This is a genomic window from Pseudomonas sp. 10-1B, assembly GCF_000935045.1.
In the GTDB taxonomy this organism is placed as follows: Bacteria; Pseudomonadota; Gammaproteobacteria; order Pseudomonadales; family Pseudomonadaceae; genus Aquipseudomonas.
On record NZ_JYKS01000052.1, the window covers coordinates 35,683 to 62,545 of the forward strand.

Sequence of the window (26,863 nt, forward strand, 5' to 3'; positions counted from 1 at the left end):
TAATCACCCGCCGCGATGCAACTTGCTCATCAGCTCCGCCTCGGCCTGGGTCAGCCCGCAGCTTTCGGTCAGTTCAGCAATGCTGGCCCCCATCCCCACCAGCTTGGCCGCCTGGGTGAAGGTAACGTTATGGGGGTCGCGCTGCTCCAACTGCTGGATCTTCTCCGGCAATGGGGCAACCGCCACGCTCAGCTCGTGCAGCGCCTCGCCCATGCGCACGGAGCCGTTCTGGTAGTCGTCCAGACGCTTGGCCAGGTCCTTGATGCGTTGGTCACGCAGGGCATCGCCCTCGGCCTGCTGCGCGGCCAGCTCCCGCTGGCGCTTGCTGTAGTTGAGGAAAAACCACAGGCTCAGCGCCCAGACCAACGCCAGGAAGATGACAGCAACCTCTAGGATCAACTCAGATGTTCTCCAGCTCGGACCACTCTTCCTCGGTCATCATCTTGTCCAGCTCGACCAGGATCAGCAGCTCGCCATTCTTGTTGCACACGCCCTGAATGAACTTGGCCGACTCTTCGTTACCCACATTCGGCGCGGTCTCGATCTCGGACTGGCGCAGGTACACCACTTCGGCCACGCTGTCGACCAGGATGCCGACCACTTGCTTGTCCGCCTCGATGATGACGATACGGGTGTTGTCGGTCACCTCGGTCGGCATCAGGCCAAAGCGCTGACGGGTGTCGATCACGGTCACCACGTTGCCACGCAGGTTGATGATGCCCAACACGTAACTTGGCGCACCCGGCACCGGGGCGATCTCCGTGTAGCGCAGCACTTCCTGCACCTGCATCACATTGATGCCGTAGGACTCGTTGTCCAGACGGAAGGTAACCCACTGCAGGATCGGATCTTCAGAACCTTGTGCAGACGACTTTTTCATTCCCCTACCCCTCAAAATCCGCCATTGGCGGTGTGTTCGGTGTCATTTCTGTTTGGCGTGCATCTGCTTGACCGCGCCGCTGGCGATCAACTCGGCCAGTGCGGCGACGTCGAGCAGTGCACACATGTGTTCGATTACGGTACCGGCCAGCCACGGGCGCTGGCCACGCTGGCTGCGCCACTTGATCTCGGACGGGTCCAGGCGCAACGAGCGGCTGACCTGGTGCACCGCCAGCCCCCATTCGTAGCCCTGCACGGAAATCACGTATTGCAGGCCCTGGCGAAAATCATCGCGGTAGCGGTCGGGCATCACCCAACGCGCGGTGTCCAGCACCTTCAGGTTGCCGGCCTGGCAGGTGAGGATGCCGAGGAACCAGTCGGGCTGGCCGAACAGCGGCGTCAGCTCCTGGCCGGCCAGGGTGTAGATCGAGCCCAGGCATACCAACGGCACGGCCAGGGTCAGGCCGGCCACGTCGAACAGCAGGCATTCGAAAGGCTCGGCGGCCCACGCCGGACGACCGTCGATGGTGGCCGGTGGTACAGGCAAGTCGGGGGCAGGCAGGTGCACATCGACCAGCGGCATGGCCGGCTCGACCGCTGGCTCTTCGACAAGCACCGGAATGGCAGCCTCGGCCACCACATTTCGCTCGATCACCGTCACCACCGGCGCTTCCACCGGCATCACACGGGGCAGTACCGCCTGCCTGGGCTCGGCGAATGGCCGCGGGGCAAAGCTGGCAACGGCTTCGACGGGCTCAGGCCGGGCCGGCTGGCGGGCGTCACGCGCCTGCTCCTCGCGCACGGCTTCGGCGAACTCGTCTGCCGTTGCCGTGGGCTCACCCAGGTCATCGGCCTCGGTGGCCTCCTGCAGCAGGCCATCGAGGTACGATTGCAGGGCCATCTGTGGCCGGGTGCTGGTTGCTCGGGTCTGGGTCATCAGGCCACCTGCGCCGCGGTCTTGTAGGTCAGCAGGTGCTTGAGCAGCGCCCGGTAGGCGATCAGCCCGCGGCTCTTGCTGTCGAACTGCGAGGGCGTGACGCCCTTGCGGCTGGCATCGCGCAGGCGCGTGTCGACGGGGATGTAACCCTGCCACACATGCTGGCCGTAGGTATCACGCAGCAGCTTCAGCGTGCCGAGGGAAGCCTGGGTACGGCGGTCGAACAGGGTCGGCACGATCTGGTAAGGCAGCGCCTGCTTGCGCGAGCGGTTGACCATGGCCAGGGTACCGACCATGCGCTCCAGGCCCTTGACCGCCAGAAACTCGGTTTGTACCGGGATCACCAGTTGCTGGCTCGCGGCCAAGGCATTGACCATCAGCACGCCCAGCAAGGGTGGGCTGTCGATCAGGGCATAGTCGAAATCCTGCCACAGCTGCGCCAGACTCTTGGCGATCACCAGGCCCAGGCCATTCTGCCCAGGCGACTGGCGCTCCAGCACCGCCAAGGCAGTGCTCGATGGCAGCAGCGAAATGCGCTCGTCACTGGTGGGCAACAGCAATTGCCCAGGCAAGCCCTCCGGCACCACGCCCTTGTGCAGGAACAGGTCGTAGCAGCTGTGCTCCAGGGCATCGGGGTTATGCCCGAAATAGCTGGTCATCGAGCCGTGCGGGTCGAGGTCGACGACGACCACGCGCTTGCCGGCGTCGGCCAGCAGGCCAGCCAGAGCGATGGTAGTGGTGGTCTTGCCGACGCCACCTTTTTGATTGGCTACTGCCCAGACTCTCATCAAGCAAACTCTATGTATTGATTTGAAAGCTCGTGCGATCAATGTGGGAGCGGGCGAGCCCGCGAACACCGGCGAAGCCGGTGCCAATCACCGCGTCGCCTGCTTCGCGGGCTCGCCCGCTCCCACAGGGGACGGCGTCACATTCAAAATTGTGCTTGTAGCAGTGCCGGAGAATTGACGAATCACTGCCCCGCCACCGTTGCTGACGTTGCCGGTGCACTTTGTGTGCCAGCCCGGCGCAATGCGGCATCCGGCGTGGCATTGGCGCTGCCCGAGCCGGTCAGGCTGCGGCGCACTTCGAGGTTACGCGAAATCACCAGCACCACCCGGCGGTTGCGCGCACGGCCTTCGGCGGTGTCGTTGCTGGCCACCGGCTGGTACTCGCCATAACCCACCGAAGCCATGCGCGCCGGGTTGACCCCTTCCATGGCCAGCAGGCGCACGATGCTTGCCGCCCGCGCCGACGACAGCTCCCAGTTGGTCGGGTACTGCGCGGTGCGGATCGGCAGGTTGTCGGTGAAGCCTTCGACGTGCACCGGGTTGGCGAACGGCTTGAGGATGGCGGCCACCTTCTCGATGATGGCAAACGCCTGGTCGCTGGGCATGGCATCGCCACTGCCGAACAACAACGACGAGTTGAGCTCGATTTCCACCCACAGCTCATTACCCCGCACGGTCATCTGGTCGCTGCTGATCAGGTCGCCAAAGGCATCGCGCACGTCATCACTGATGGTTTTCAGCGGGTCGACATTGGTCGCCGCCAGGCCCGCTTCGGTCTGCTCGCTGTCTTTGACCAGCGGCTCGGCCGGGCGCACGCTCAGCGGCCGCTCTTCACCGATGGGGATCGGCTTCATGCTGCGCTCAGGGTCGTTGAACACCCCGAGCAAGGCCTGGGAAATGACCTTGTACTTGCCCTCGTTGATCGAGGAAATCGAGTACATCACCACGAAAAACGCGAACAGCAAGGTAATGAAGTCGGCGTACGACACCAGCCAGCGCTCGTGGTTTTCGTGTTCCTCGGTATGACGACGGCGACGCATGGGTTACTCCATGAAGCCTTGCAGCTTCAACTCGATCGAGCGCGGGTTCTCACCCTCGGCAATCGACAGCAGGCCTTCGAGCAGCATCTCGCGGTAGCGCGACTGGCGCATGACCACGGCCTTGAGCTTGTTGGCGATCGGCAGCAGCACCAGGTTGGCACTGGCCACACCGTAGATGGTGGCGACGAAGGCCACGGCAATGCCATTGCCCAGCTGCGACGGGTCGGCCAGGTTGCCCATCACGTGGATCAGGCCCATGACCGCACCGATGATGCCGATGGTCGGCGCGTAGCCGCCCATGCTCTCGAACACCTTGGCAGCCTGGATGTCACGGTTTTCCTGGGTCAGGAAATCGACTTCGAGAATGCTGCGGATGGCTTCCGGCTCGGCGCCGTCCACCAGCAGTTGCAAGCCCTTGCGCGCATAAGGGTCGGGTTCGGCGTCGGCCACCCCTTCCAGGCCCAGCAGGCCTTCCTTGCGCGCCGTCAGGCTCCAGTTCACCACACGGTCGATGCCACCCGCCAGGTCGACCCGTGGCGGGAAGAGGATCCAGCGCAGAATCTGCAAGGCGCGCTTGAAGGCCGACAGTGGCGCTTGCAGCAGCGCCGCCGCCAGGGTCCCGCCCAGCACGATCAGCGCCGCCGGACCATTGACCAGGGCACCGACATGGCCACCTTCGAGGAAGTTGCCACCGACGATGGCGACAAAGGCGAGGATCAGGCCGATCAGGCTGAGCACGTCCATCAGACGCACGCCTCCACCAGGTGTTTGCCGATTTCGTCCAGGCTGTACACCGCATCGGCCAGGTTGGCCTTGACGATGGCCATGGGCATGCCATAGATCACACAGCTGGCCTCATCCTGGGCCCACACCGTGCTGCCACCCTGCTTGAGCAGGCGCGCGCCTTCGCGACCATCGGCGCCCATGCCGGTGAGCACCACCGACAGCACCTTGTCGCCATACGACTTGGCCGCCGAGCCGAAGGTGATGTCCACGCACGGCTTGTAGTTCAGGCGCTCGTCACCGGGCAGGATCTTCACCGCGCCACGGCCATCGATCATCATCTGCTTGCCACCGGGCGCCAGCAGGGCCAGGCCCGGGCGCAGCATGTCGCCGTCCTCGGCTTCCTTGACGCTGATCCGGCACAGTTTGTCCAGGCGTTCGGCAAAGGCCTTGGTGAACGCCGCCGGCATGTGCTGGATCAGCACGATCGGCGCCGGGAAGTTGGCCGGCAGCTGGGTCAGCACCCGCTGCAGGGCGACCGGGCCACCCGTGGAGGTGCCAATCGCCACCAGCTTGTAAGGCTTGCGCTTTGGCGCCGGCGAATGCGCTGCCGCTGGCGCCGCTACACGGGCAGGTGCAGCAGGGCGTGTCTGCGCCGGGCTGGCAAAACTGCCGGCAGGCGCGTGGCTGCTGGCTGGCGCGGGCGCGGCGACCGCTGCCGGGCTGGCATAGCTGCCGAAACGGCGGTTGCTGCGGGAAATGGTATGCACCTTCTCGCACAGCAACTGCTTGACCTTGTCGGGGTTGCGCGAAATGTCCTCGAAGTTCTTCGGCAGGTAATCCACCGCGCCGGCATCCAGCGCGTCGAGGGTGACGCGGGCGCCTTCGTGGGTCAGCGACGAGAACATCAATACCGGCGTCGGGCAGCGCTGCATGATGTGCCGCACCGCGGTGATGCCATCCATCATGGGCATTTCGTAGTCCATGGTGATGACATCGGGCTTGAGCGCCAGCGCCTGGTCGATCGCTTCCCTGCCGTTGGTCGCGGTACCCACTACCTGAATCGTCGGATCCGCCGAGAGGATTTCCGAGACGCGGCGGCGGAAGAAACCGGAATCATCCACCACCAGGACCTTGACTGCCATAAACACTCCATTAGGCGGCGCAACCCGCCAGGGTGCGCCACCGAAATCAAATACGCCGCGCGGCGTAACGCTTGAGCATGCTCGGGACGTCGAGAATCAACGCAATGCGCCCGTCGCCGGTGATGGTGGCCCCGGACATCCCCGGTGTGCCCTGCAGCATCTTGCCCAGCGGCTTGATTACCACTTCTTCCTGGCCGACCAGTTGATCGACGACAAAGCCGATGCGCTGGGTGCCGACCGACAGGATCACCACGTGGCCCTCATGCTGCTCTTCATGCACCTGGCCCTGGACCAGCCAGCGCTTGAGGTAGAACAGCGGCAGCGCCTTGTCGCGCACGATCACCACTTCCTGGCCGTCGACCACGTTGGTCCGCGACAGGTCGAGGTGGAAGATCTCGTTGACGTTGACCAGCGGGAAGGCGAACGCCTGGTTGCCCAGCATCACCATCAGGGTGGGCATGATCGCCAGGGTCAGCGGCACCTTGATGACGATCTTCGAGCCCTGGCCCTTGGCCGAGAAGATGTTGATCGAGCCGTTGAGCTGGGAAATCTTGGTCTTCACCACGTCCATGCCCACGCCACGGCCAGACACGTCGGAAATCTCGGTCTTGGTCGAGAAGCCCGGGGCGAAGATCAGGTTGTAGCAGTCCGATTCGCTCAGGCGCTCGGCGGCGTCCTTGTCCATCAGGCCCTTTTCCACGGCCTTGGCGCGCAGGATGTTGGGGTCCATGCCCTTGCCGTCGTCAGAGATCGACAGCAGGATGTGGTCGCCTTCCTGTTCGGCCGACAGCACCACCCGGCCGGTACGCGCCTTGCCGGAGGCTTCACGCTCATCGGGCATCTCGATGCCGTGGTCGACCGCGTTGCGCACCAAGTGCACCAGCGGGTCGGCCAGGGCCTCGACCAGGTTCTTGTCGAGGTCGGTCTCTTCACCGACCAACTCCAGGTTGATCTCTTTCTTCAGCTGGCGAGCCAGGTCGCGGACCAGGCGCGGGAAGCGGCCGAAGACTTTCTTGATCGGCTGCATGCGGGTTTTCATCACCGCGGTCTGCAGGTCGGCGGTGACCACGTCGAGGTTGGACACGGCCTTGGACATGGCCTCGTCGCCGCTGTTCAGGCCCAGGCGCACCAGGCGGTTACGCACCAGCACCAGCTCGCCGACCATGTTCATGATCTCGTCCAGGCGCGCGGTGTCGACCCGCACGGTGGTTTCCGCTTCGCTGACTGCATGCTTGTCGGCGGCTGGCGCCGGCGCCCGTGGTGCCGGGGCAGGCTTGCTGGCAGGCGCCGGTGCCGGCGCCGCAACTGGCTTGGCGACCGGCTGGCTGTCGGCCTTGGCCGCGGCAGGTGCTGGCGCCTTGGCAACAGCGGGGGCGTCGACAGCGGCAACGTCGCCACCGAACTTGCCCTTGCCATGCAACTGGTCCAGCAAGGCCTCGAACTCGTGCTCGCTGATCTCGTCGCTGGTTGCGCTGCTGTCAGCCGCAGCCGGGGCCGCCACCTTGGCGGCGGGCAAGGCATCGGCCTGGAACGTGCCCTTGCCATGCAACTGGTCGAGCAGCGATTCGAATTCTTCGTCGGTAATTTCGTCGCTGGCCGCTTCGGCGCCAGCGGCGACGGGTTGCACGGCGATCTCGGCAGCGAACTGGCCTTTGCCGTGCAACTGGTCGAGCAGCGACTCGAACTCGGCATCGGTGATTTCATCACCTTCGCCGCTGACGGCCTCATCCTGCATCTGCTCGTCGGCCGCGGCTTGTGCCTTGACCGCATCGAGCGAATCGAGCAGTTGTTCGAACTCGCTGTCGGTGATGTCCTGCTGCAGGTCCTCGGCAGCTGCCGGGGCCGCAACCGGCGCCTCGGCAACCGGCTCTGGCGCCGCAGCGGCTTCGGCGCCGCCAGGTTCGGCCAGGCGCGCCAACGCCGCCAGCAGCTCGGGGGTGGCTGGGGTCACTTCAGCGCGCTCACGCACCTGGCCAAACATGCTGTTGACCGTATCCAGTGCCTCGAGCACCACATCCATCAGTTCCGCGTCGACCCTGCGCTCACCTTTGCGCAGGACGTCGAACACGTTCTCGGCGATATGGCAGCATTCCACCAGCTCGTTCAGCTGAAGGAAGCCGGCGCCCCCTTTTACAGTGTGGAAACCGCGAAAGATCGCATTGAGCAGGTCGGCATCATCGGGCCGGCTTTCCAGCTCGACCAGTTGCTCGGACAGTTGCTCAAGAATTTCGCCGGCTTCTACCAGGAAATCCTGGAGGATTTCTTCATCGGCGCCGAAGCTCATCAAACGTGCTCCTTAAAAACCCAGGCTGGACAGCAGATCATCGACATCGTCCTGACCGGACACTACGTCTTCACGCTTATCGGCATGAATCTGCGGACCTTCACCCCGAGTCGGATGTTTTTCTAGATCTTTTTCTGCACGCAATTGATCGTGGTCATGTTTTATGCCCGCGAAACGGTCGACCTGGCTGGCCATCAGCACCAACTTGAGCAGGTTGCTTTCCACCTCGGTGACCAGGCTGGTGACGCGCTTGATCACCTGGCCGGTCAGGTCTTGATAGTCCTGGGCCAGCAGAATGTCGTTGAGGTGGCCGGCGACCTTGCGGTTACCTTCGGCACTGTGCGTCAGGAAACTGTCGACGCGCTTGACCAGGTCGCGGAACTCTGGCGCAGCCACTTCGCGGCGCATGAAACGCTGCCAGTCGGTGCTCAGGGCCTGGGCCTCGCTGGCCAGGTCGTTGAGCACCGGGGTGCTTTCCTCGACCAGGTCCATGGTGCGGTTGGCCGCGCCTTCGGTAAGCTTGACCACGTACGACAGGCGCTCGGTGGCGTCGGTTATCTGCGACACCTCCTCGGCCTGCGGCATGGTCGGGTCGATCTGGAAACTGACGATGGCACTGTGCAGCTCGCGGGTCAGCTTGCCGACTTCCTGGTACAGGCCGCGATCGCGGGTCTGGTTCAGCTCGTGAATCAGCTGTACCGCCTCACCGAAACGACCCCGCTCCAGGCTTTCGACCAGCTCCTGGGCATGCTTCTTCAGGGTCGATTCGAACTCGCCCAATGAGTTTTGTGATGAATCCATGGCGCGCCCCCTGACGTGACTCAGCCGTTGACGCGTTCGAAGATCTTCTCGATCTTTTCTTTGAGCACCTGAGCGGTGAACGGCTTGACCACGTAGCCATTGACGCCGGCCTGGGCCGCTTCGATGATCTGGTCGCGCTTGGCTTCGGCGGTCACCATCAGCACCGGCATGCTTTTCAGCTTGTCGCTGGCACGCACTTTACGCAGCAGGTCGATGCCGGACATGCCAGGCATGTTCCAGTCGGTTACCAGGAAGTCGTAATGGCCGTTTTCCAGCATCGGCAGCGCCGTGGTGCCATCGTCGGCTTCGTCGGTGTTGGTGAAGCCCAGGTCACGCAACAGATTCTTGATGATCCGCCGCATCGTCGAAAAGTCGTCAACGATGAGGATTTTCATGTCTTTGTTCAAGTAGACCTCCAAGCAGTCTCAAACGCGCTCGGCTGCGAGCGCGCATTCAATCAAATCGGTGCAACATGGAAAACGCACGTGGAAAACGACTGCAACGACAGCGGGCTCAACGCGCCCGCCATTCCCCCAGGCGGCTGCGCAGGCGCGCGGCACACTGGCTGTGCAACTGGCTGACCCGCGACTCGCTGACCCCCAGCACCTCACCGATTTCCTTGAGGTTCAGCTCTTCGTCGTAGTACAGCGCCAGTACCAGGCGCTCACGCTCCGGCAGGTTGGCGATGGCCTCGGTCAGCGCAACCTGGAAGCGCTCGTCCTCCAGGCCGCGTGCAGGTTCGACCTGGCCACTGGCGCCATCCTCATGCAGCCCTTCGTGCTCGCCGTCCTGCAACAGGTCGTCGAAACTGAACAGGCGGCTGCCCAGGGTATCGTTCAAGATCCCGTAGTAATCATCGAGACTCAATTGGAGTTCGGCAGCAACTTCATGATCTTTAGCGTCACGACCGGTTCTGGCTTCAACCGCACGCATCGCGTCACTGACCATACGGGTGTTGCGGTGCACCGAACGCGGTGCCCAGTCGCCTTTGCGCACCTCGTCCAGCATGGCCCCGCGGATGCGGATGCCAGCGTAGGTTTCAAAGCTGGCGCCCTTGCTGGCGTCGTACTTGTTGGCCACTTCCAGCAGGCCGATCATGCCGGCCTGGATCAGGTCCTCGACCTGCACGTTGGCCGGCAAGCGCGCCAACAGGTGGTAGGCGATACGCTTGACCAGCGGCGCGTAACGTTCGATCAGCTCGTACTGGGCGTCTTTCGCTGCCCGGCTGTACATCTTGAAACCGCTGGCGTTCATAGCACGGGGCCCGCACTGGTGGGCTGCACCAGACGCTCGACGAAGAACTCCAGGTGGCCGCGCGGGTTGGCTGGCAGCGGCCAGCTGTCGACCTTCTGGGCAATCGCCTTGAAGGCCAACGCGCACTTGGAGCGAGGGAAGGCTTCGTAGACGGCTCGCTGCTTCTGCACCGCCTTGCGCACGCACTCGTCGTACGGCACGGCGCCCACGTACTGCAGGGCAACGTCAAGGAAGCGGTCGGTGACCTTGGTCAGCTTGGCGAACAAGTTGCGCCCTTCCTGCGGGCTCTGCGCCATGTTGGCCAGCACGCGGAAACGGTTCATGCCGTAGTCGCGGTTGAGCAGTTTGATCAGCGCGTAGGCATCAGTGATCGAGGTAGGTTCGTCGCACACCACCAGCAGCACTTCCTGGGCCGCACGAACGAAGCTGACCACCGAGTCACCGATACCCGCAGCGGTATCGATCACCAGCACGTCGAGGTTGTCGCCAATTTCGCTGAACGCCTGGATCAGCCCGGCATGCTGGGCTGGGGCCAGGTGCACCATGCTCTGGGTGCCCGAGGCCGCCGGCACGATGCGCACGCCGCCAGGGCCTTGCAGCATCACGTCGCGCAGCTCGCAGCGCCCTTCGATGACGTCGGCCAGGGTACGTTTGGGGGTAAGGCCCAGCAACACGTCGACATTGGCCAGGCCCAGGTCAGCGTCCAGCAGCATGACCCTGCGGCCAAGCTCGGCCAGCGCCAGGGACAAGTTCACTGAAACGTTAGTCTTGCCGACGCCACCTTTGCCGCCGGTCACGGCGATCACCTGTACGGGATGCATGCTACCCATGTCTGCTCTTTACCTTGTCTAGCTGGGACTCAGGCCACACGTAGGGCAATTCTGCGTACCCTTTGGCATAGCTACTTTGCACACGTTTCATCGTCAACCCGCCCGCCGTGGGTTGTGATAGAGATCAGCGAACATGTCGGCCATGGCCTCTTCGCTGGGGTCGTCCTGCTGTTGCACATTGACCGCGCGGGTGACCAGCTGGTGCCCCCGCGGCAGGTGCAGGTCGTCAGGAATGCGCGGCCCATCGGTCAGGTAGGCCACTGGCAGTTCATGACTGATGGCAAGGCTCAGCACATCGCCAAGGCTTGCCGTTTCATCGAGTTTGGTCAGGATGCAGCCGGCCAGGCCACAGCGCTTGTAGCTGTGGTAGGCGGCGGTCAGCACCTGCTTCTGGCTGGTGGTGGCCAGCACCAGGTAATTCTTCGCGGCAATGCCACGCCCGGCCAGGGTTTCCAGCTGCATGCGCAGCGCCGGGTCGCTGGCCTGCAGGCCAGCGGTGTCGATCAGCACCACGCGCTTGCGCAGCAGCGGCTCCAGCGCCGCAGCCAGCGACTGGCCCGGGTCTACGTAGGTCACCGGCACATTGAGGATGCGGCCGAGGGTTTTGAGCTGTTCCTGGGCGCCGATGCGGAAGCTGTCCATGCTCACCAGCGCCAGGTTCTGCGCGCCGTACTTGAGTACGTAGCGCGCGGCCAGCTTGGCCAGGGTGGTGGTCTTGCCCATGCCGGCCGGGCCGACCATGGCGATCACCCCGCCCTCCTCGATCGGCTCGACCTCGGGGATCTCGATCATCCGCGCCAGGTGTGCCAACAGCATGCGCCAGGCATGGCGCGGCTCTTCGATCTCGGCGGTCAGGTCCAGCAGTTCGCGAGCGATCGGGCCAGACAGGCCGATGCGCTGCAGGCGCCGCCAGAGGTTGGCCTGCTGCGGCTTGCTGCCCTGCAACTGGGTCCAGGCCAACGAGCCGAGCTGCACTTCCAGCAGCTCGCGCAGGCCCGATAGTTCGGAGCGCATGGCATCGAACAGGCGCGGGTCGACCGGCGCCGCCGCAGGGGCTGCAGCAGTGGCCTGCGGTACATCCATGTGCGGTTCGATCAACGGCTCGGCGGCCGTCAGCGACTGCCCGGCGAACAATTGGCGGTTGTTGTCGCTGCTGTCCTGGCGGTGGTCCAGCTCGGCCTGGGCGCTGGCGATGCGCGTATGGGTCTTGCGCAGCTCTTCTTCCAGCTCGGCGTTGGGCACTCGCGGGGCCAGGGCAGACAGCTTGTAGTCCAGCGCGGCCGTCAGTTCGACACCTCCGGCAATGCGGCGGTTGCCAATGATCGCGGCATCGGCGCCCAGCTCATCGCGGACCAGCTTCATGGCCTGACGCATATCGGCGGCGAAAAATCGCTTAACTTGCATTATCCACTACCTCAGCCGTTAGGGCCCACGGTGGCAACGATGGTGACTTGCTTGTTGTCAGGTATTTCCTGATACGCCAGAACATGCAAATTCGGTACAGCCAGGCGACCGAAACGCGACAGCATGGCACGGATCGGGCCGGCGACCAGGAGAATGGCCGGCTGGCCCTGCATTTCCTGGCGCTGGGCCGCTTCGATCAGCGAACGCTGCAGCTTCTCGGCCATGCTCGGTTCCAGAAGAACACCGTCTTCCTGACCTTGCCCGGCCCTTTGCAGACTATTCAGCAAAATCTGTTCCAACCTTGGCTCCAGGGTAATCACTGGCAACTCCGACTCAACGCCGACAATGCTTTGCACGATGGCACGACACAATCCGACGCGCACTGCCGCCACCAGCGCGGCGGTATCTTGACTCTTGCCGGCATTGTTCGCGATGGCTTCGGCAATACTGCGAATATCGCGTACCGGCACCTGTTCCGACAACAGTGCTTGCAGCACCTTGAGCAGCCCCGACAAGGAAATGACACCCGGCACCAGCTCTTCGGCAAGTTTAGGCGATGCCTTGGCCAGCACCTGCAGAAGTTGCTGGACCTCTTCGTGGCCAATCAGCTCGTGGCAGTGCTTCTGCAGGATCTGGTTGAGGTGGGTGGCCACTACGGTGCTGGCGTCGACCACGGTGTAGCCCAGCGACTGCGCCTGCGAGCGCTGGCCAACGTCGATCCACACCGCCTCCAGGCCGAACGCCGGGTCGCGCGCGGCAATACCGTTGAGGGTACCGAACACCTGCCCCGGGTTGATCGCCAGCTCGCGGTCCGGGTAGATCTCCGCCTCGGCCAGGATCACCCCCATCAAGGTCAGGCGATAGGCGCTGGGCTGCAGGTCGAGGTTGTCGCGAATGTGCACGGTAGGCATGAGGAAGCCCAGGTCCTGCGACAGCTTCTTGCGCACGCCCTTGATCCGCGCCAGCAACTGGCCGCCCTGGTTGCGGTCGACCAGCGGGATCAGCCGGTAGCCGACTTCCAGGCCGATCATGTCGATCGGTGTCACGTCATCCCAGCCCAGTTCCTTGGTTTCCAGCGCACGCTGTGGCGAGGGCAGCAGGTCCTGCTGGCGTTGCGCTTCCTGCTGCTCCTGCAGCTTGGCCTTCTGCTGCTTCTTCCACACCAGGTAGGCACCGCCACCCGCCAGCAGGCCGAGGCTGAGGAAGGCCACGTGCGGCATGCCCGGCACCAGGCCCATGACGATCATCAGCGCGCCAGACACCGCCAGGGCCTTGGGCGAATCGAACATCTGCCGGTTGATCAGCTTGCCCATGTCCTCGGAGCCCGAGGCGCGGGTGACCATGATCGCGGCGGCGGTGGAAAGCAACAGTGATGGCAATTGCGCCACCAAACCGTCACCGATGGTCAGCAAGGCGTATACCTTGCCGGCATCGCCGAAGCTCATGCCGTGTTGCAGCATGCCGATCAGCATGCCGCCGATCAGGTTGATGAACAGGATCAGCAGGCCGGCAATGGCGTCACCGCGGACGAACTTACTGGCACCGTCCATCGAGCCATAGAACTCGGCCTCCTGCGCCACCTCGGCACGGCGGTGCTTGGCCTGGGCCTGGTCGATCAGGCCGGCGTTGAGGTCGGCGTCAATCGCCATCTGCTTGCCGGGCATGGCGTCGAGGGTGAAACGCGCGCTCACTTCCGAGATACGCCCGGCGCCCTTGGTCACCACCACGAAGTTGATGATCATGAGGATGGCGAAGACCACCGCACCGACCACGTAGTTGCCACCGATCACCACCTCGCCGAAGGCCTGGATCACTTTACCGGCGGCGCCGTGGCCTTCCTGGCCATGCAGCATGACTACCCGGGTGGACGCCACGTTCAGGGCCAGGCGCAACAGCGTGGCCACCAGCAGGATGGTGGGGAACGCGGCGAAGTCGAGTGGGCGCAGGGCGTACACGCAGACCAGCAGGACGACGATCGACAAGGCGATGTTGAAGGTGAAGAACACGTCGAGCAGGAACGGCGGTATCGGCAACATCATCATTGCCAACATCACCAGCAGCAACAGCGGCACACCCAGGTTGCCCCGGCCGAGCCCGGCCAGGTTGTTACGGGCGTTGCTGATTAACTGAGTGCGATCCACCGCGAGTCCTCTTGATGCAAAACTTTGACGCCCAGAGGGCGCCTGGCGCTGGCTTTGCAAGAAGCTTTCCAACTTTGCACATTCGGTGTGAGGCGGGTGTTCGCCTTCAGGGTTTTGTCGCCTGTGAGATCGAGCGCCGCCCGCGCGGCGCTTCGCGAGCTGGCGCTCGCTCCTACGTTTGTTTCGGGCCAATTATTCCTGTGGGATTTGCGCGCGAACGCTTTGGCACATGGCTCGATATCGCGTCGTACGTACAAGGCGGTCGCGCGGGCCTGTCACAGGCGTTACTGGCCCGAAACAAACGTAGGAGCGAGCGCCAGCTCGCGAAGCGCCGCGCGGGCGGCGCTCGATCTCATAGACAACAAAAACCCCAAGGCAAACACCCGCCACCTACCACCAATCAACTGTCGCGGCGCAAATCCGGCGGGATCGGCAGGTCGTCTTTCAACGGCTCCGGGCGCTTGCCCTTGCCAGCGCGGTACTGGCGAATCTGGAACACATAGGCCAGCACCTGCGCCACCGCCAGGTACAACCCTGCCGGGATCTCCTGCTCGAGCTCGGTGGAGTAATAGATCGCCCGCGCCAACGCCGGCGATTCGAGGATCTGGATCTTGTGCTCCGCGCCAATTTCGCGAATCTTCAAGGCAATGAAGTCGGTGCCCTTGGCCAGCAGCAACGGCGCCGCCCCGCCCTTCTCCGGGTCGTACTGCAAGGCCACGGCATAGTGCGTCGGGTTGGTGATGATCACGTCGGCCTCGGGCACCGCGGCCATCATGCGCCGTTGCGATACCTCTCGCTGTAGCTGGCGAATGCGCTGTTTGACCTCGGGCTTGCCCTCGCTGTCCTTGTACTCGTCGCGCACTTCCTGCTTGGTCATCTTCATTTTCTTGTGCGTCTGGTACAGCTGGAATGGCACGTCAGCCACGGCAATCAGCAATAGCCCTGCCGACATCCACAAGGCACTCCAGCCCACCACCTGCAGGCTATGGATGATCGCCTGCTCCAGCGGTTCGTTGGCAATCGACAGCAAGGCCTGGCGGTCGCTGGACAGCACCACCACCGCGACGATCAGGATCACGAAGAACTTGGCCAGCGCCTTGAGCAACTCGGTCAGGGCATTCACCGAGAACATGCGCTTGATCCCCGACAACGGGTTCATGCGGCTGAACTTGGGTTGCAGCAGGCTGCCTGAAAACAGGAAACCGCTGAGCGCAATGGGCGCCACGAAAGAAATCACGAACAACAGGATCAATACCGGCTGCACTGCCCATATCGCCATTTTCCCCGAGGCCAGCAGGAAAGCGCCCATGGCCCGCTCGTCGACGATGATCTCGCGGGTCAGGCTGAAGTTCATGCGCATCATGCTCAGCAACGTCTCGGCGAGATGGCCGCCAAACGCCAACAGGCTACCAGCGCCAGCCAGGGTCACCGCCACCGTATTCAGCTCCTTGGAGCGGGCGATCTCGCCTTTCTCGCGGGCATCTCGCTTGCGTTTGTCGGTGGGTTCTTCTGTCTTGTCCTGACCGCTCTCGCTTTCCGCCATGCTCAGCGCGCCCTCGCCAGTTCACGCAGCCATTGCAGCGCTTCGCTGGCCAATGCCTGGTAGTGGGACAACACATCGGCCAGGCCGATCCAGAAAACGAACATGCCCATGACCAGCGTCAGCGGGAAACCGATAGAGAAGATGTTCAACTGCGGCGCGGCGCGGGTCATCACGCCGAAGGCGATGTTCACCACCAGCAATGCGGCAATCACCGGCAAGATCAGCAACAGCCCGGCTGCGAATACCCAGCCCAGGCGCCCGGCCAGCTCCCAGAAGTGATTGACCATCAGCGCATTGCCCACCGGCAAGGTGGTGAAACTTTCGGTCAGCACCTCGAACACCACCAGGTGGCCGTTCATCAACAGGAACAGCACGCTCACCAGCATGGTCATGAACTGGCTGATCACCGCGACATTCACGCCGTTGGCCGGGTCGACCATCGAGGCGAAGGCCATACCCATCTGTATGGCAACGATCTGGCCAGCGATCACGAACGCCTGGAACAGCAGTTGCAGCGACAACCCGAACAACGCACCGACAATGATCTGCTCGGCACACAGCAGCAGGCCACGCAAGCTCAACGGGTCGAATTCGGGCAAGGGCGGCAGCGCTGGCACGATCACCACGGTAATCGCCACCGCCACGTACAGGCGCACCCGCGCCGGCAACATGCGGGTACCGAAGATCGGCATGGTCATCAGCACCGCCGTCACCCGGAACAACGGCAGGATGAAGGTGGCGACCCAGGTGCCGATCTGCGTGTCGGTCAGCTCTAGCATCGCCACGTCAACCGATGAGATGCGGGATGTTGGTGTAGAGGCTGGTGATGTACTCCATGAACTTCTGCACCAGCCACGGCCCGGCGACGATCAGCGTGACCAGCATCACCAACAGGCGCGGCAAGAAGCTCAGGGTCTGTTCGTTGATCTGCGTGGCGGCCTGGAACATCGCCACCATCAGGCCCACCAGCAGGCTCGGCACCACCAGCACGGCGACCATCAGGGTGGTCAGCCACAGGGCATCACGAAACAGGTCGACAGCTACTTCAGGTGTCATCGGCGGCTCTCCTTGACGGCGTCAGACGCCGCCGAAACTGCTGGCCAGGGTGCCCATTATCAGCGCCCAGCCATCGACCAGCACGAACAGCATGATCTTGAACGGCAGCGAGATGATCAGCGGCGACAGCATCATCATACCCATGGCCATCAGCACACTGGCCACCACCATGTCGATGATCAGGAACGGGATGAAGATCATGAAGCCGATCTGGAACGCGGTCTTGAGCTCCGAGGTGACGAACGCCGGCACCAGGATGGTCAGCGGCACCTGGTCGGGGCCAGCGATGTCGGTGCGCTTGGACAGGCGCATGAACAGGTCCAGGTCGCTTTGCCGGGTTTGCGCCAGCATGAAGTCCTTGAGCGGCACCTGAGCCTTGTCGATGGCCTGCTGGGCGGTCATCTGCTCCTTCAGGTACGGCTGCAGCGCATCCTGGTTCACCCGGTCGAACACCGGCGCCATGATGAACATGGTCAGAAACAGCGCCATGCCGGTAAGGATCTGGTTCGACGGCGTCTGCTGCAGGCCCAGGGCCTGGCGCAGGATCGAGAACACGATGATGATGCGGGTGAAGCTGGTCATCAGGATGACGAACGCCGGGATGAAGCTGAGCGCTGTCATGATCAGCAGGATCTGCAGGCTGACCGAATACTCCTGCTGCCCGTCCGCGGTATTGGACAGGGTAATGGCCGGGATCGACAGCGGGTCGGCGGCCAGGGCCAGTGGCGCAGCCAGCAGCAGCGCCACAGCCAATAACGAGCTCAACAACGTACGCAACGCGCCCCTCATCACTTCTTGTCCTTAGGGTCCTTGCCCATCAGCTCCATCAGCCGCTGGGCAAACTCCGGCGTCGCCTGGCGGGCGCTTTCTGGCACTTCCACGGGTTCGGCCAGTACATGCAGGGCCTCGATGCTGCCAGGGGTATGGCCGAGCAGGATCTGCTCCTTGCCCACCTGCACCAGCAACAAGCGGTCACGCGGGCCGATGGCGCGGCTGCCGATGATCTCGATCACCTGCCCGCCTTTCACCGCCACCCCCTGCATGCGCCGCAGCAGCCAGGCCAGGAAGAAGATCAGGCCGACCACCAGCAGCAGGCCGAAGACCATCTGTGCCAACTGCCCGCCCAGGCTGCCAGGCGCGGCCGCCGGGGCCGCCGCCGGCGTGGCTGCCGCCAGGCAGGCCTGGCTGGCGAGCAGCGCCGCGAACGCCGCGATGGCGCGCATCGAACCCTTCACTCAGCGCAGCTTCTTGATACGTTCGCTGGGGCTGATCACGTCGGTCAGGCGGATGCCGAACTTCTCGTTGACCACCACCACTTCGCCATGGGCGATCAGCGTGCCGTTGACCAGCACGTCGAGCGGCTCGCCGGCCAGGCGATCGAGCTCGATCACCGAGCCCTGGTTGAGCTGCAGCAGGTTACGGATGTTGATCTCGGTGCTGCCCACTTCCATGGAAATGTTCACCGGGATATCCAGGATCACATCCAGGTTCGGGCCTTCGAGACTGACGTTTTCGTTCGGCTTCGGCGAGCTGGCGAACTCTTCCATCGGCAGGCGGCCCGGGCCGCCGGTGCTGGCGGTATCGCCCCCCAGCAGGGCATCGATGTCGGCCTGGCCAGCTGCGCCGGTTTCTTCCAGTGCCGCGGCCCACTCGTCGGCCAGCGCCTGGTCCTCTGGGGAGGTGATCTCGTTTTCGTTAGCCATGGTTTCCTCGACAGGCATTCAATTCGTTATGAGCGACCGGCACACCGTCAGCGGCGTTCGATCGGGTCGATGATCTGCAGCGCCAGGTTGCCCTTGTGCGAACCCAGGCGCGCCTTGAACGACGGCACGCCGTTGGCGCGCAGCACCAGGTGCTCGGGCAGCTCCACCGGGATCACGTCGCCAGGCTGCATGTGCAGGATGTCGCGCAGCTTCAGCTGGCGCCGGGCAACCGTGGCGCTCAGCGGCACGGCCACGTCCAGCACGTCCTCGCGCAGGGCCTTGACCCAGCGCTCGTCCTGGTCGTCCAGGTCGGACTGGAAGCCAGCATCGAGCATTTCCCGCACTGGCTCGATCATCGAGTACGGCATGGTCACGTGCAGGTCGCCGCCACCGCCGTCCAGCTCGATGTGGAAGGTGGACACCACCACCGCCTCGCTGGGGCCGACGATGTTGGCCATGGCCGGGTTGACCTCGGAGTTCATGTACTCGAAGGTGACCGGCATGATCGCCTGCCAGGCTTCCTTGAGGTCGACGAAGCACTGGTCCAGCACCATGCGCACCACGCGCAGTTCGGTCGGGGTGAACTCGCGGCCTTCGATCTTGGCGTGGCGACCATCGCCGCCGAAGAAGTTGTCCACCAGCTTGAACACCAGCTTGGCGTCGAGGATGAACAGCGAAGTGCCGCGCAACGGCTTGATCTTGACCAGGTTGAGGCTGGTCGGCACGTACAGCGAGTGCACGTATTCGCCGAACTTCATCACCTGCACGCCCCCCACCGCCACGTCGGCGGAGCGACGCAGCAGGTTGAACATGCTGATACGGGTGTAACGGGCGAAGCGCTCGTTGATCATTTCCAGGGTCGGCATGCGACCCCGCACGATACGGTCCTGGCTGGTCAGGTCGTAGCTTTTGATGCTGCCAGGCTCGGATTCGCTCTCGGTCTGCACCAGCCCATCGTCGACGCCATGCAGCAGGGCATCGATCTCATCCTGGGACAGCAGGTCCTGTACGGCCATTGCGGACTCCTACTGCAATACGAAATTGGTGAACAGCAACTGGTCGATGACCGGCTTGCCGACTTCCTTCTGCGCCACTTCCTGGACCACCGCGGTGGCCTTCTGGCGCAGCATCTCCTGCCCTACCGCGCTGCTGGCCAGGGTGTCGAAGCCTTGCCCGGAGAACATCATCACCAGGTTGTTGCGGATCACCGGCATGTGCACCTTGAGCGCATCCAGGTCGGCCTGGTTGCGCGCTTGCAGGGTGATGCTCACCTGCATGTAGCGCTGGCGGCCGTTCTGATTGAAGTTGACCACGAAGGCCGGGGTCAGCGCCTCGTAGATGGCCGCAGGCTTGGCGTTGCCGGCCGCAGGTTCGGCGGCCGAGGCTGGCTCGCTCTTGTGCATGATGAACCAGGTAGCGCCCACCGAAAGGCCGACCGCCAGCAACAGGCCCACTACCGCCAGCAGGATCAGCTTGAGTTTGCCTTTAGTGGCGGGGTCTTTGACTGCTTCGCTCTTCGCCATGCCAATAATCCGTCGTCCATCGGGGGTTCAAGGGAGGATGACGTGGCTTGAGCAAGTGTTATGCCAGATTATTCAGAAGCTCGGTTTCAGCAGGATTTGCGGTGCTGTCTTCTTCGCGGGCATGCCCGCTCCCACAGGTACTGCACAGGTTTCGAAATCGATGAAATCCCTGTGGGAGCGGGCGAGCCCGCGAAGAGGCCGGAACAGGCAACCCGTTATCAGGCGTAGTAATCAACCGCACTGTCGCCGACAACCACCTGATGCTCCACAGGCCGGGCGCTATCGACAACCTCGCCACCACCCTGCTCGGCCCGCCGCGCCGCCACCCCGGACAGATTGCTGCCCTGCGCCTGCCCCTGCTGCTGTTGTTGCCCGCGCGACTGGTCGGCCACGTTGACATCCGGCTGCGCCAGCCCCTGCTGGGCGAACAGCTCGCGCAGGCGGTGCAGCTGGCTGTCGAGGGTGTCGCGCACACCGGCGTGGCCGCTGATGAAGGTAACCTGGGTGGCCTGGTCCGCCGCAACATTGACGCGAATGTCCAGGCGGCCCAGCTCTGCCGGCTCCAGCTGGATATCCGCCGACTTCAGGTTCTGGCTGGACAGGTACATGACCCGGTTGACCAGGCCCTCGGCCCAGGCGTTCTGGTTCATCGGCAACGGCTGGTGCAACGGGCTGGCGGCGTTGGCGGTCTTGGCCGTGGCGGCCTGGGTCAGGCTGGCCAGGCGGTTGGCGAAATCATCGATGCGCGTGTCGCTGCTGGCGCTCTTGGTGTCCTTCAGGCCATCTTCGAGCAAGGCGCCGAAGGCCTTGTCTCCGGGCTCACCGCTTTCGCCTTCGGCATTCTCGAGCAGATTCGCCAAGGTATTGACGGCTGCCTGGCCATCCTCGCGCTGGAGCTGGGAAGGGTCAAGCGCATGCGCCGAGCTGCCACCCTTGGCTTGGGCACTGTGCTCCAGCGCCAGGCGCAAGGTCGGCAGGTTGGCCAACGGGTCGGCATCAGGGTCGAAGGCTTCTTCGGCCACCGACTCCTCAGGCAGGGTTGCCGTAACCTGCGCCTGCGCCGTGGCGGCCTGCAGCACCGGTGCCACCGCCTCGGCCTGGGCCTGGATCAGCTGCGCGCCAGGCTGGGCATCGGTGACCTGGCCAGCCACCAGGCTGGCATCACGCAGGCCGGTATCGGCCTGGGCTGAGTCGTCGGCTGGCAATTTGTTGCCGTCATCGGCAACTGCACTGCTGTCGGCGGGGTTTTTCTTGCCGCCCGCTGCCGCTTCAGGCTTGTCCTTGGGCTTGGCCTGGGCGACCTTGTCGTCCTGCGCAGCGGCCTTGTCGCGCCCCTGCCTGGCCATCACCTGGCCAAAGCCATCGCCCTTGTCGCCCAGCGCCTGCAGCGGTTTATCCACCTGCACGGCGGCCGAACGCGAAGCGTTGGCAAGGGCGTTGGCTTGCAACAATGGGTTAGGTGCGACAGGCATTGAGCGATCTCCGCGCCAGAAACAAAAAAATCATCTGGCCAGAAACAGGCAAGACTCGCGCCAAGTCACCTGTCAGCCTGCAGAAATACGTTGTTGCTCGCCGCGGTAGAAGCGCTGCACTTCGATGAATTCCTGGTCGATGCGGTTGATCAGGTCTTCGATGCCATACAGCGGGGGCCGCCGCGCGCGCTCTTCCAGCTGCTGGCACAGACTGGCCAACGTCACCGCGCCCATGTTGCTGCTACTGCCCTTGAAACTGTGGGCAGCCGAGCCGAGCTCTGCGGCGCTCCTGGCCGCGTGCAACTGGCCCAGGCGCCGCTCGGAGTCGTCCAGGAAGGTCTGCACCAACTGCAGGTAGCCATCCTCCATGACTTCACGCAGGTCACTGAGTACCTTGTGGTCAATATGCATGTCGGTCACTTGCTCACTCCTTGATCAAGCCAGATTATGCCCGAGCCAACCCGTGGCTCACCATACGAACTCCACCTGCGCGCAACGGCCGCCCTCACTCCACAGCGCGTTGCTGGCCAGCCGCCGCACCAGGTTCAGGCCGCGCCCGCTCAGGCCCTGCTCCAGCGAAGGCCGCGACAACACCTGCTGCACATCGAAGCCTGCGCCGCTGTCGCGAACCTCGATCATCAGACGCCCGCCACCGGCATGCGGTTCAACCTTGAAGTCGATGCGCACGAAACCGTCTGTCAGCGAACCCAGGCGCCGGGCGCGCTCCTGATAATAGTCGGCAAAGCCCTGCACATCGCGCTTGAGCTGCGAATCCAGGCCCAGCACGCCATGTTCCAGGGCGTTGGAATACAGCTCGCTGAGCACACTGTGCAGGTTGCCGGTGCATGCGCGCAGGCCGTGGATTTCCTGCAATAACTGCACCAGGTACGGCACCGGGTTGAAGCGTTTCAGGCTTTCCCCGCGCACCTCGAACTGCAACGACCAATCCAGCGGGCTGGAGCGCCCGCTATCAGAGTAGATCATTGGCGCCGGCACCCGCTCCTCAGCGCTGAACATGCGGATGTCGCACAGGCTGATGTCATCGCGCGGGCGCCCACCGAAGCGCTCCAGCGCCTGCATCACTTCGTCGAACAGCCGCGCCGGGTCGCGGTTGTCGGCCAGCACTGCGCGCAGACGCCGGACGCCGAACAGGCGCTCCTGGTCGTCGGCGGTGTCGAGCACGCCGTCCGACAGCAACAGCAGGCGCTCGCCCGGCGCCAGCGGCAGCACTTCGGTGCTGTCATCGAAACGCTCGGGGGCCAGGATACCCAGCGGCAGGTGCCGCGAACTCAGCGTAGACAGCACCTGGCCGCCCGCCGACAGGCGATAGCCATCGGGCATGCCGCCGTTCCACACTTCCACCGTACCGCGCTGCATGCTGAGGTTGAGCAGCAGCGCGCAGCAGAACATGTCCACCGGCAGGATGCGTTTGAGCTTGGCATTCATCTCGCGCAGGATCTGCGCCATGCCGTAGCCCTTGGCCGTCATGCCGTAGAACACCTCGGCCAGCGGCATGGCTCCCACCGCTGCGGGCAGGCCGTGGCCGGTGAAGTCGCCGAGCAGCACCCGCATGTCGCCAGCCGGGGTGAACGCGGCCAGCATCAGGTCGCCATTGAACAGCGCATAGGGCGATTGCAGGTAGCGGATGTTGGGCGCGCCCAGGCAGCCGGAATGGGCCACCCTGTCGAACACCGCCTTGGCCACCCGCTGTTCGTTGAGCAGGTGGTGGTGGTGCCGGGTAATCTGGTCGCGTTGCTGCAGCACGGTAGCCTGCAGCCGGCGCAGGCGGTCCATGGCGCGGATCTTGGCGCCGAGGATCACCGCACTATAAGGCTTGGCCATGAAATCATCGCCGCCGGCCTCCAGGCAGCGCACCAGGCCTTCTTCCTCGTTCAGCGAAGTCAGGAAAATGATCGGCACCAGCGCCTCGCCGGCCAGAGCCTTGATCTGCCGCGCCGCCTCGAAGCCGTCCATCACCGGCATCAGCGCATCCAGCAACACCAGCTGCGGGCGGCGCTCGACGAACAGCGCCACCGCTTGCGCGCCGTTTTCTGCGGTGAATACCTGATGGCCCTGGCGACGGACGATCTGCGCCAACAGCAGGCGATCGGCGGCACCGTCTTCGGCGACCAGCACGGTCAACGCCTGCTCGGGTGGCATGTTGGCGCTCAACTGATATCGAAGAGTTTTTCGAAATTGGAAATGGCGAGGATCTTGCGCACGTCGGAACTGGCATGCACCACGCGCACATCCGACTCATCGCCGCCCGCGTGGTCACGCAGCAACAGCAGCATGCCGAGCGCGGAACTGTCGAGGTAGGTGGTGTCCTTCAGGTCGACGACCACCGAATCTGGCCGGCTGGACTGGCGTTCGTAGGCGTCACGAAATTCCTGATGCTTGCCGAAATCGAAGCGCCCCTTGATCTTGATCGTCAGCTTTTTCCCGTCCTGCGAAAAAACAGTCTCGACTGCCATGCTAGCGATTCCTTCGATGATGGCGAATACAGCTTCTTGAAGGTTTAGCAGGCGATGGCATGGGAGGCAAGAACACGGCGCCCACATGCAGCGCGAACTCCTGTGGGAGCTGGCTTGCCGGCGATGAGGCCAGTCCAGGCAATACAAGACAGTTGCTCCCACAAGGGGCCAATACAGATTCAAAAATGGTTTTGCCGCGGCAGGCGCTGGGACAGCTCGTCCAGCAGGCGCTGCTCGCGCTTGTCTTCGGCACGCCGGGCTTCATCCATGTATCGCTGCACCAGCTTGCGCAAGCCCTCCACCCGGGCATAGGCCTGCTGCCAGGTACCACGGGCGTTATTGAGGTTGTTCTGGTGCCAGACCAGGCTCTGGCGCTGCTGGGTCATCGCCGTTTCCAGCTGCCCGAGGAAGCGCTGGTAATTGACCAGCCAGCTACCGTTCACCCCCTGTCCGCCGCGGTTGATCCACTGCAACTGGTAATCCTCGCGAAAGCGCTCCAGCTCGGCCAGCTTGGCCTGGGCCGTGGCCACCTGCTGCTGGAAATGCCCAAGGCGCTGGGCCGCCTTGCGCTCGGCCTCTTCGGCCATGTCCACCACCGGCGCCAGGCGCGCGGCACGTCCGGGTAGCGCCATGGCCTATCAACCTGCCGGGGGCGTGAAGATCGCCCCCAGCTGTTCGCGGCTTTGCGCCATGCCCACGTTCTCGCGCAGGCCCTGGCGCAGAAACTCCACCAGTTTCGATTGCAAGGCGATGGCCAGGTCGGTCTCCGGGTCGCCGCCGGCCACATAGGCACCCACGCTGATCAGGTCGCGGCTTTGCGACAGGCGCGACCACAGCTGCTTGAACTTCTGTGCCTGGCGCAAATGATCGGCATCGACCACCTGGGGCATGACCCGGCTGATCGAAGCTTCGATGTCGATGGCCGGGTAATGGCCTTCCTCGGCCAGCCGGCGCGACAGCACGAAGTGACCGTCAAGTACACCGCGCGCCGAGTCGGCGATCGGGTCCTGCTGGTCGTCGCCTTCGGACAGCACGGTGTAGAACGCGGTGATCGAACCGCCGCCCGGCTCGCCGTTGCCCGCGCGCTCCACCAGCTTGGGCAGCTTGGCGAATACCGATGGCGGGTAACCCCGGGTTGCCGGCGGCTCGCCGATGGCCAGGGCAATCTCCCGCTGGGCCTGGGCGAAACGGGTCAGCGAGTCCATCAGCAACAGCACGTTCTTGCCCTTGTCGCGGAAGTACTCGGCAATGCGCGTGCAATACATGGCAGCGCGCAGGCGCATCAATGGCGCGTCGTCCGCGGGCGAGGCCACCACCACCGAGCGCTTGAGCCCCTCTTCACCGAGGATATGCTCGATGAACTCCTTCACCTCGCGGCCCCGCTCACCAATCAGGCCAACCACGATGATTTCGGCTTCGGTGAAGCGGGTCATCATGCCCAGCAACACCGATTTACCCACGCCGGTACCGGCAAACAGGCCCAGGCGCTGGCCGCGACCCACGGTCAGCAGGCCATTGATACTGCGGATACCCACGTCCAGCGGCTTGCTGATGGGGTCGCGGTTGAGCGGGTTGATCACCGGGCCGTCCATCGGCACCCAGTCCTCGGCCTTCATCCCGCCTTTGCCATCCAGGGCACGGCCGGCACCGTCGAGCACCCGGCCGAGCATGCTCATGCCCATGGGCAGGCGGCCGCCGTCATCCAGCGGCACCACCCGGGCGCCCGGGGCGATGCCGACGATGCTGCCGACCGGCATGAGGAACACCTTGGGCCCGGCAAAGCCCATCACTTCGGCTTCGACCTGCACCGGGTGGTAGCTGTCGTCGTTGATCACCAGGCAGCGGCTGCCCACTGCCGCGCGCAGGCCTTCGGCTTCCAGGGTGAGGCCGACCATGCGCAGCAGGCGGCCTTCGACGATGGGCTGGGCCGGCAGTTCGATGGCCTCGGCATAGCTACCGAGGCGCTTGCCGAAACTGGTGCGCTTAAGGTGCATCAGGGCTGTCCACGGTACGCTCGACCGGGGCGTCCAGGTCTACCGACATATCTGGCGCTGCCGGGTGCAGGGAATGGTCGTGCAACTGATCGAACAACTGCGCCACGGCCTTCTCGATGCGCGTCTCCATGCTCGCATCGATGCGGCTATGGGCCGTCTCGATACGGCAGCCACCGGGCAGCAGTGCGCTGTCTTCCAGCAGCCGCCAATTTTCCTCGTGGCGTTCGCGCAGGGCCTTGGCCAGCTCGAAGTCCTGCGGGTTGAGGTGGATGCGGATATTGTCCGCGCCCATGGGCAGCAGCTTGAGCGCTTCGCGCAGCACCTGGGTGATCTGGCTGGAATCGTTGCGCAGCTCACGGCCGATCACCTGACGGGTCATGTGCGCCACCAGGTGTACCAGGGTTTTCTCGATCTGCGTGTCCTGCTCGGCGATCGGTTCCATCAGGTTGGCCATCAGCCGTTCGAGGCTGCCCAGCTTGGCCTTCAGGGCCTCTTCGGCCTCTTGGCGGACCTTGAGCTGGGTGCTGTGGAAGCCCTCACGCTCACCGGTGGCGAAGCCCTCGTTGTAGGCCTCCTGGCGGATGGCTTCGAGCTCTTCGAGGGTCAGCGGCTGGACTTCTTCCAGCGGTACTTCCTCGATTTCTTCCTCGACCACCTCGGGTTCCGGCTCAGGCTCGGGTTCGGGCGCTGGTTGCGGGTCGAAACTGGGCAGCGCCCACACGTCCACGCCCTCGAGGTCGCGGGCGCGGATCAGGTCGCTGGGGTGATGTTCTTTGGTGGACATTGGTAATGCCTGTGGGTCATAGCTGCAAGCTTCAAGCGGCAAGTTTCAAGAAAAAGCAGGCTGCGTGAGGGCTGCTGTTTCTTGTAGC

The 26,863-nt window shown here is 63.9% G+C and carries 29 protein-coding genes; all 29 read right to left on the reverse strand.

Annotated elements, in window-relative coordinates:
• Positions 1–3: 3 nt before the first annotated feature.
• A complete protein-coding gene (locus TZ03_RS23785) occupies positions 4–399 on the reverse strand; it encodes a DUF2802 domain-containing protein (RefSeq protein ID WP_051100807.1) in 396 nt (131 codons plus the stop codon).
• Position 400: 1 nt separating this feature from the next.
• Positions 401–880 carry a chemotaxis protein CheW gene (locus TZ03_RS23790; RefSeq protein WP_003254393.1) on the reverse strand — a complete coding sequence of 160 codons (480 nt, stop codon included), beginning with the start codon at positions 878–880 and terminating at the stop codon, positions 401–403.
• 42 nt (positions 881–922) lie between these two features.
• Positions 923–1,816: a CheW domain-containing protein gene (locus TZ03_RS23795; RefSeq protein ID WP_051100808.1), complete on the reverse strand. Its 894-nt coding sequence runs from the start codon at positions 1,814–1,816 to the stop codon at positions 923–925.
• Positions 1,816–2,604: a ParA family protein gene (locus TZ03_RS23800; RefSeq protein WP_051100809.1), complete on the reverse strand. Its 789-nt coding sequence runs from the start codon at positions 2,602–2,604 to the stop codon at positions 1,816–1,818. The genes TZ03_RS23795 and TZ03_RS23800 overlap by 1 nt, the downstream gene beginning before the upstream one ends.
• Before the next feature lie 182 nt (positions 2,605–2,786).
• On the reverse strand, positions 2,787–3,644 hold the full coding sequence (gene motD, locus TZ03_RS23805) for a flagellar motor protein MotD (protein WP_051100810.1): 858 nt from the start codon (positions 3,642–3,644) through the stop codon (positions 2,787–2,789).
• A 3-nt stretch (positions 3,645–3,647) separates the two neighbouring features.
• The gene (locus TZ03_RS23810; protein ID WP_051100811.1) at positions 3,648–4,388 is read right to left on the reverse strand and encodes a flagellar motor protein; all 741 of its coding nucleotides are present in this window, start codon (positions 4,386–4,388) and stop codon (positions 3,648–3,650) included.
• Positions 4,388–5,512: a protein-glutamate methylesterase/protein-glutamine glutaminase gene (locus TZ03_RS23815; protein ID WP_051100812.1), complete on the reverse strand. Its 1,125-nt coding sequence runs from the start codon at positions 5,510–5,512 to the stop codon at positions 4,388–4,390. The genes TZ03_RS23810 and TZ03_RS23815 overlap by 1 nt, the downstream gene beginning before the upstream one ends.
• Positions 5,513–5,558: 46 nt before the next feature.
• On the reverse strand, positions 5,559–7,796 hold the full coding sequence (locus TZ03_RS23820) for a chemotaxis protein CheA (protein ID WP_051100813.1): 2,238 nt from the start codon (positions 7,794–7,796) through the stop codon (positions 5,559–5,561).
• A 12-nt stretch (positions 7,797–7,808) separates the two neighbouring features.
• Positions 7,809–8,597: a protein phosphatase CheZ gene (locus TZ03_RS23825; RefSeq protein WP_051100814.1), complete on the reverse strand. Its 789-nt coding sequence runs from the start codon at positions 8,595–8,597 to the stop codon at positions 7,809–7,811.
• A 20-nt stretch (positions 8,598–8,617) separates the two neighbouring features.
• Positions 8,618–8,992 (reverse strand): chemotaxis response regulator CheY, encoded by a 375-nt coding sequence (locus TZ03_RS23830; protein ID WP_010955070.1) that lies wholly within the window; start codon positions 8,990–8,992, stop codon positions 8,618–8,620.
• 118 nt (positions 8,993–9,110) lie between these two features.
• The gene (gene fliA, locus TZ03_RS23835) at positions 9,111–9,851 is read right to left on the reverse strand and encodes an RNA polymerase sigma factor FliA (RefSeq protein ID WP_012273491.1); all 741 of its coding nucleotides are present in this window, start codon (positions 9,849–9,851) and stop codon (positions 9,111–9,113) included.
• Positions 9,848–10,681 (reverse strand): flagellar synthesis regulator FleN, encoded by an 834-nt coding sequence (gene fleN, locus TZ03_RS23840; protein ID WP_003254408.1) that lies wholly within the window; start codon positions 10,679–10,681, stop codon positions 9,848–9,850. The genes fliA and fleN overlap by 4 nt, the downstream gene beginning before the upstream one ends.
• Before the next feature lie 93 nt (positions 10,682–10,774).
• Positions 10,775–12,085, reverse strand: coding sequence for a flagellar biosynthesis protein FlhF (gene flhF, locus TZ03_RS23845; protein ID WP_051100815.1), 1,311 nt, complete (start codon positions 12,083–12,085; stop codon positions 10,775–10,777).
• Between the two features lie 11 nt (positions 12,086–12,096).
• Entirely contained in the window at positions 12,097–14,226 is a 2,130-nt protein-coding gene (gene flhA, locus TZ03_RS23850; RefSeq protein ID WP_051100816.1) for a flagellar biosynthesis protein FlhA, read from the reverse strand.
• A gap of 400 nt (positions 14,227–14,626) precedes the next feature.
• Positions 14,627–15,769 carry a flagellar biosynthesis protein FlhB gene (gene flhB / locus TZ03_RS23855; RefSeq protein ID WP_051100817.1) on the reverse strand — a complete coding sequence of 381 codons (1,143 nt, stop codon included), beginning with the start codon at positions 15,767–15,769 and terminating at the stop codon, positions 14,627–14,629.
• 2 nt (positions 15,770–15,771) lie between these two features.
• The gene (fliR, locus tag TZ03_RS23860; RefSeq protein ID WP_041505734.1) at positions 15,772–16,548 is read right to left on the reverse strand and encodes a flagellar biosynthetic protein FliR; all 777 of its coding nucleotides are present in this window, start codon (positions 16,546–16,548) and stop codon (positions 15,772–15,774) included.
• A 7-nt stretch (positions 16,549–16,555) separates the two neighbouring features.
• On the reverse strand, positions 16,556–16,825 hold the full coding sequence (gene fliQ, locus TZ03_RS23865) for a flagellar biosynthesis protein FliQ (RefSeq protein WP_051100818.1): 270 nt from the start codon (positions 16,823–16,825) through the stop codon (positions 16,556–16,558).
• Between the two features lie 21 nt (positions 16,826–16,846).
• Positions 16,847–17,614 (reverse strand): flagellar type III secretion system pore protein FliP, encoded by a 768-nt coding sequence (fliP, locus tag TZ03_RS23870; RefSeq protein ID WP_051100819.1) that lies wholly within the window; start codon positions 17,612–17,614, stop codon positions 16,847–16,849.
• Positions 17,614–18,048 (reverse strand): flagellar biosynthetic protein FliO, encoded by a 435-nt coding sequence (fliO, locus tag TZ03_RS23875; RefSeq protein ID WP_051100836.1) that lies wholly within the window; start codon positions 18,046–18,048, stop codon positions 17,614–17,616. The genes fliP and fliO overlap by 1 nt, the downstream gene beginning before the upstream one ends.
• Before the next feature lie 12 nt (positions 18,049–18,060).
• Positions 18,061–18,528, reverse strand: coding sequence for a flagellar motor switch protein FliN (gene fliN / locus TZ03_RS23880; protein WP_041506422.1), 468 nt, complete (start codon positions 18,526–18,528; stop codon positions 18,061–18,063).
• A gap of 47 nt (positions 18,529–18,575) precedes the next feature.
• Positions 18,576–19,544 (reverse strand): flagellar motor switch protein FliM, encoded by a 969-nt coding sequence (gene fliM / locus TZ03_RS23885; RefSeq protein WP_051100820.1) that lies wholly within the window; start codon positions 19,542–19,544, stop codon positions 18,576–18,578.
• A gap of 9 nt (positions 19,545–19,553) precedes the next feature.
• On the reverse strand, positions 19,554–20,051 hold the full coding sequence (gene fliL, locus TZ03_RS23890) for a flagellar basal body-associated protein FliL (protein ID WP_051100821.1): 498 nt from the start codon (positions 20,049–20,051) through the stop codon (positions 19,554–19,556).
• A gap of 218 nt (positions 20,052–20,269) precedes the next feature.
• Positions 20,270–21,523 carry a flagellar hook-length control protein FliK gene (locus tag TZ03_RS23895; protein WP_051100822.1) on the reverse strand — a complete coding sequence of 418 codons (1,254 nt, stop codon included), beginning with the start codon at positions 21,521–21,523 and terminating at the stop codon, positions 20,270–20,272.
• Positions 21,524–21,595: 72 nt separating this feature from the next.
• The gene (locus tag TZ03_RS23900) at positions 21,596–21,943 is read right to left on the reverse strand and encodes an Hpt domain-containing protein (RefSeq protein ID WP_041505729.1); all 348 of its coding nucleotides are present in this window, start codon (positions 21,941–21,943) and stop codon (positions 21,596–21,598) included.
• Positions 21,944–21,991: 48 nt separating this feature from the next.
• Positions 21,992–23,683: a fused response regulator/phosphatase gene (locus TZ03_RS23905; protein WP_051100823.1), complete on the reverse strand. Its 1,692-nt coding sequence runs from the start codon at positions 23,681–23,683 to the stop codon at positions 21,992–21,994.
• Positions 23,684–23,691: 8 nt separating this feature from the next.
• Complete coding sequence (locus TZ03_RS23910; protein ID WP_041505727.1) at positions 23,692–23,997, reverse strand: STAS domain-containing protein; 306 nt, start codon at positions 23,995–23,997, stop codon at positions 23,692–23,694.
• Positions 23,998–24,176: 179 nt separating this feature from the next.
• A complete protein-coding gene (fliJ, locus tag TZ03_RS23915) occupies positions 24,177–24,629 on the reverse strand; it encodes a flagellar export protein FliJ (RefSeq protein WP_051100824.1) in 453 nt (150 codons plus the stop codon).
• A gap of 6 nt (positions 24,630–24,635) precedes the next feature.
• Positions 24,636–25,991 (reverse strand): flagellar protein export ATPase FliI, encoded by a 1,356-nt coding sequence (gene fliI, locus TZ03_RS23920; RefSeq protein WP_051100825.1) that lies wholly within the window; start codon positions 25,989–25,991, stop codon positions 24,636–24,638.
• Positions 25,981–26,775: a flagellar assembly protein FliH gene (gene fliH, locus TZ03_RS23925; RefSeq protein ID WP_051100826.1), complete on the reverse strand. Its 795-nt coding sequence runs from the start codon at positions 26,773–26,775 to the stop codon at positions 25,981–25,983. The genes fliI and fliH overlap by 11 nt, the downstream gene beginning before the upstream one ends.
• Between the last annotated feature and the right edge of the window lie 88 nt (positions 26,776–26,863).

Bases quoted from the DNA above. Each gene is read 5' to 3' on its own strand.
- TZ03_RS23790 (WP_003254393.1), bottom strand. From the start codon at position 880: ATGAAAAAGTCGTCTGCACAAGGTTCTGAAGATCCGATCCTGCAGTGG.
- TZ03_RS23795 (WP_051100808.1), bottom strand. From the start codon at position 1,816: ATGACCCAGACCCGAGCAACCAGCACCCGGCCACAGATGGCCCTGCAA.
- TZ03_RS23800 (WP_051100809.1), bottom strand. From the start codon at position 2,604: ATGAGAGTCTGGGCAGTAGCCAATCAAAAAGGTGGCGTCGGCAAGACC.
- motD (WP_051100810.1), bottom strand. From the start codon at position 3,644: ATGCGTCGCCGTCGTCATACCGAGGAACACGAAAACCACGAGCGCTGG.
- TZ03_RS23810 (WP_051100811.1), bottom strand. From the start codon at position 4,388: ATGGACGTGCTCAGCCTGATCGGCCTGATCCTCGCCTTTGTCGCCATC.
- TZ03_RS23815 (WP_051100812.1), bottom strand. From the start codon at position 5,512: ATGGCAGTCAAGGTCCTGGTGGTGGATGATTCCGGTTTCTTCCGCCGC.
- TZ03_RS23820 (WP_051100813.1), bottom strand. From the start codon at position 7,796: ATGAGCTTCGGCGCCGATGAAGAAATCCTCCAGGATTTCCTGGTAGAA.
- TZ03_RS23825 (WP_051100814.1), bottom strand. From the start codon at position 8,597: ATGGATTCATCACAAAACTCATTGGGCGAGTTCGAATCGACCCTGAAG.
- TZ03_RS23830 (WP_010955070.1), bottom strand. From the start codon at position 8,992: ATGAAAATCCTCATCGTTGACGACTTTTCGACGATGCGGCGGATCATC.
- fliA (WP_012273491.1), bottom strand. From the start codon at position 9,851: ATGAACGCCAGCGGTTTCAAGATGTACAGCCGGGCAGCGAAAGACGCC.
- fleN (WP_003254408.1), bottom strand. From the start codon at position 10,681: ATGGGTAGCATGCATCCCGTACAGGTGATCGCCGTGACCGGCGGCAAA.
- flhF (WP_051100815.1), bottom strand. From the start codon at position 12,085: ATGCAAGTTAAGCGATTTTTCGCCGCCGATATGCGTCAGGCCATGAAG.
- flhB (WP_051100817.1), bottom strand. From the start codon at position 15,769: ATGGCGGAAAGCGAGAGCGGTCAGGACAAGACAGAAGAACCCACCGAC.
- fliR (WP_041505734.1), bottom strand. From the start codon at position 16,548: ATGCTAGAGCTGACCGACACGCAGATCGGCACCTGGGTCGCCACCTTC.
- fliQ (WP_051100818.1), bottom strand. From the start codon at position 16,825: ATGACACCTGAAGTAGCTGTCGACCTGTTTCGTGATGCCCTGTGGCTG.
- fliP (WP_051100819.1), bottom strand. From the start codon at position 17,614: ATGAGGGGCGCGTTGCGTACGTTGTTGAGCTCGTTATTGGCTGTGGCG.
- fliO (WP_051100836.1), bottom strand. From the start codon at position 18,048: ATGCGCGCCATCGCGGCGTTCGCGGCGCTGCTCGCCAGCCAGGCCTGC.
- fliN (WP_041506422.1), bottom strand. From the start codon at position 18,528: ATGGCTAACGAAAACGAGATCACCTCCCCAGAGGACCAGGCGCTGGCC.
- fliM (WP_051100820.1), bottom strand. From the start codon at position 19,544: ATGGCCGTACAGGACCTGCTGTCCCAGGATGAGATCGATGCCCTGCTG.
- fliL (WP_051100821.1), bottom strand. From the start codon at position 20,051: ATGGCGAAGAGCGAAGCAGTCAAAGACCCCGCCACTAAAGGCAAACTC.
- TZ03_RS23895 (WP_051100822.1), bottom strand. From the start codon at position 21,523: ATGCCTGTCGCACCTAACCCATTGTTGCAAGCCAACGCCCTTGCCAAC.
- TZ03_RS23905 (WP_051100823.1), bottom strand. From the start codon at position 23,683: ATGCCACCCGAGCAGGCGTTGACCGTGCTGGTCGCCGAAGACGGTGCC.
- TZ03_RS23910 (WP_041505727.1), bottom strand. From the start codon at position 23,997: ATGGCAGTCGAGACTGTTTTTTCGCAGGACGGGAAAAAGCTGACGATC.
- fliJ (WP_051100824.1), bottom strand. From the start codon at position 24,629: ATGGCGCTACCCGGACGTGCCGCGCGCCTGGCGCCGGTGGTGGACATG.
- fliI (WP_051100825.1), bottom strand. From the start codon at position 25,991: ATGCACCTTAAGCGCACCAGTTTCGGCAAGCGCCTCGGTAGCTATGCC.
- fliH (WP_051100826.1), bottom strand. From the start codon at position 26,775: ATGTCCACCAAAGAACATCACCCCAGCGACCTGATCCGCGCCCGCGAC.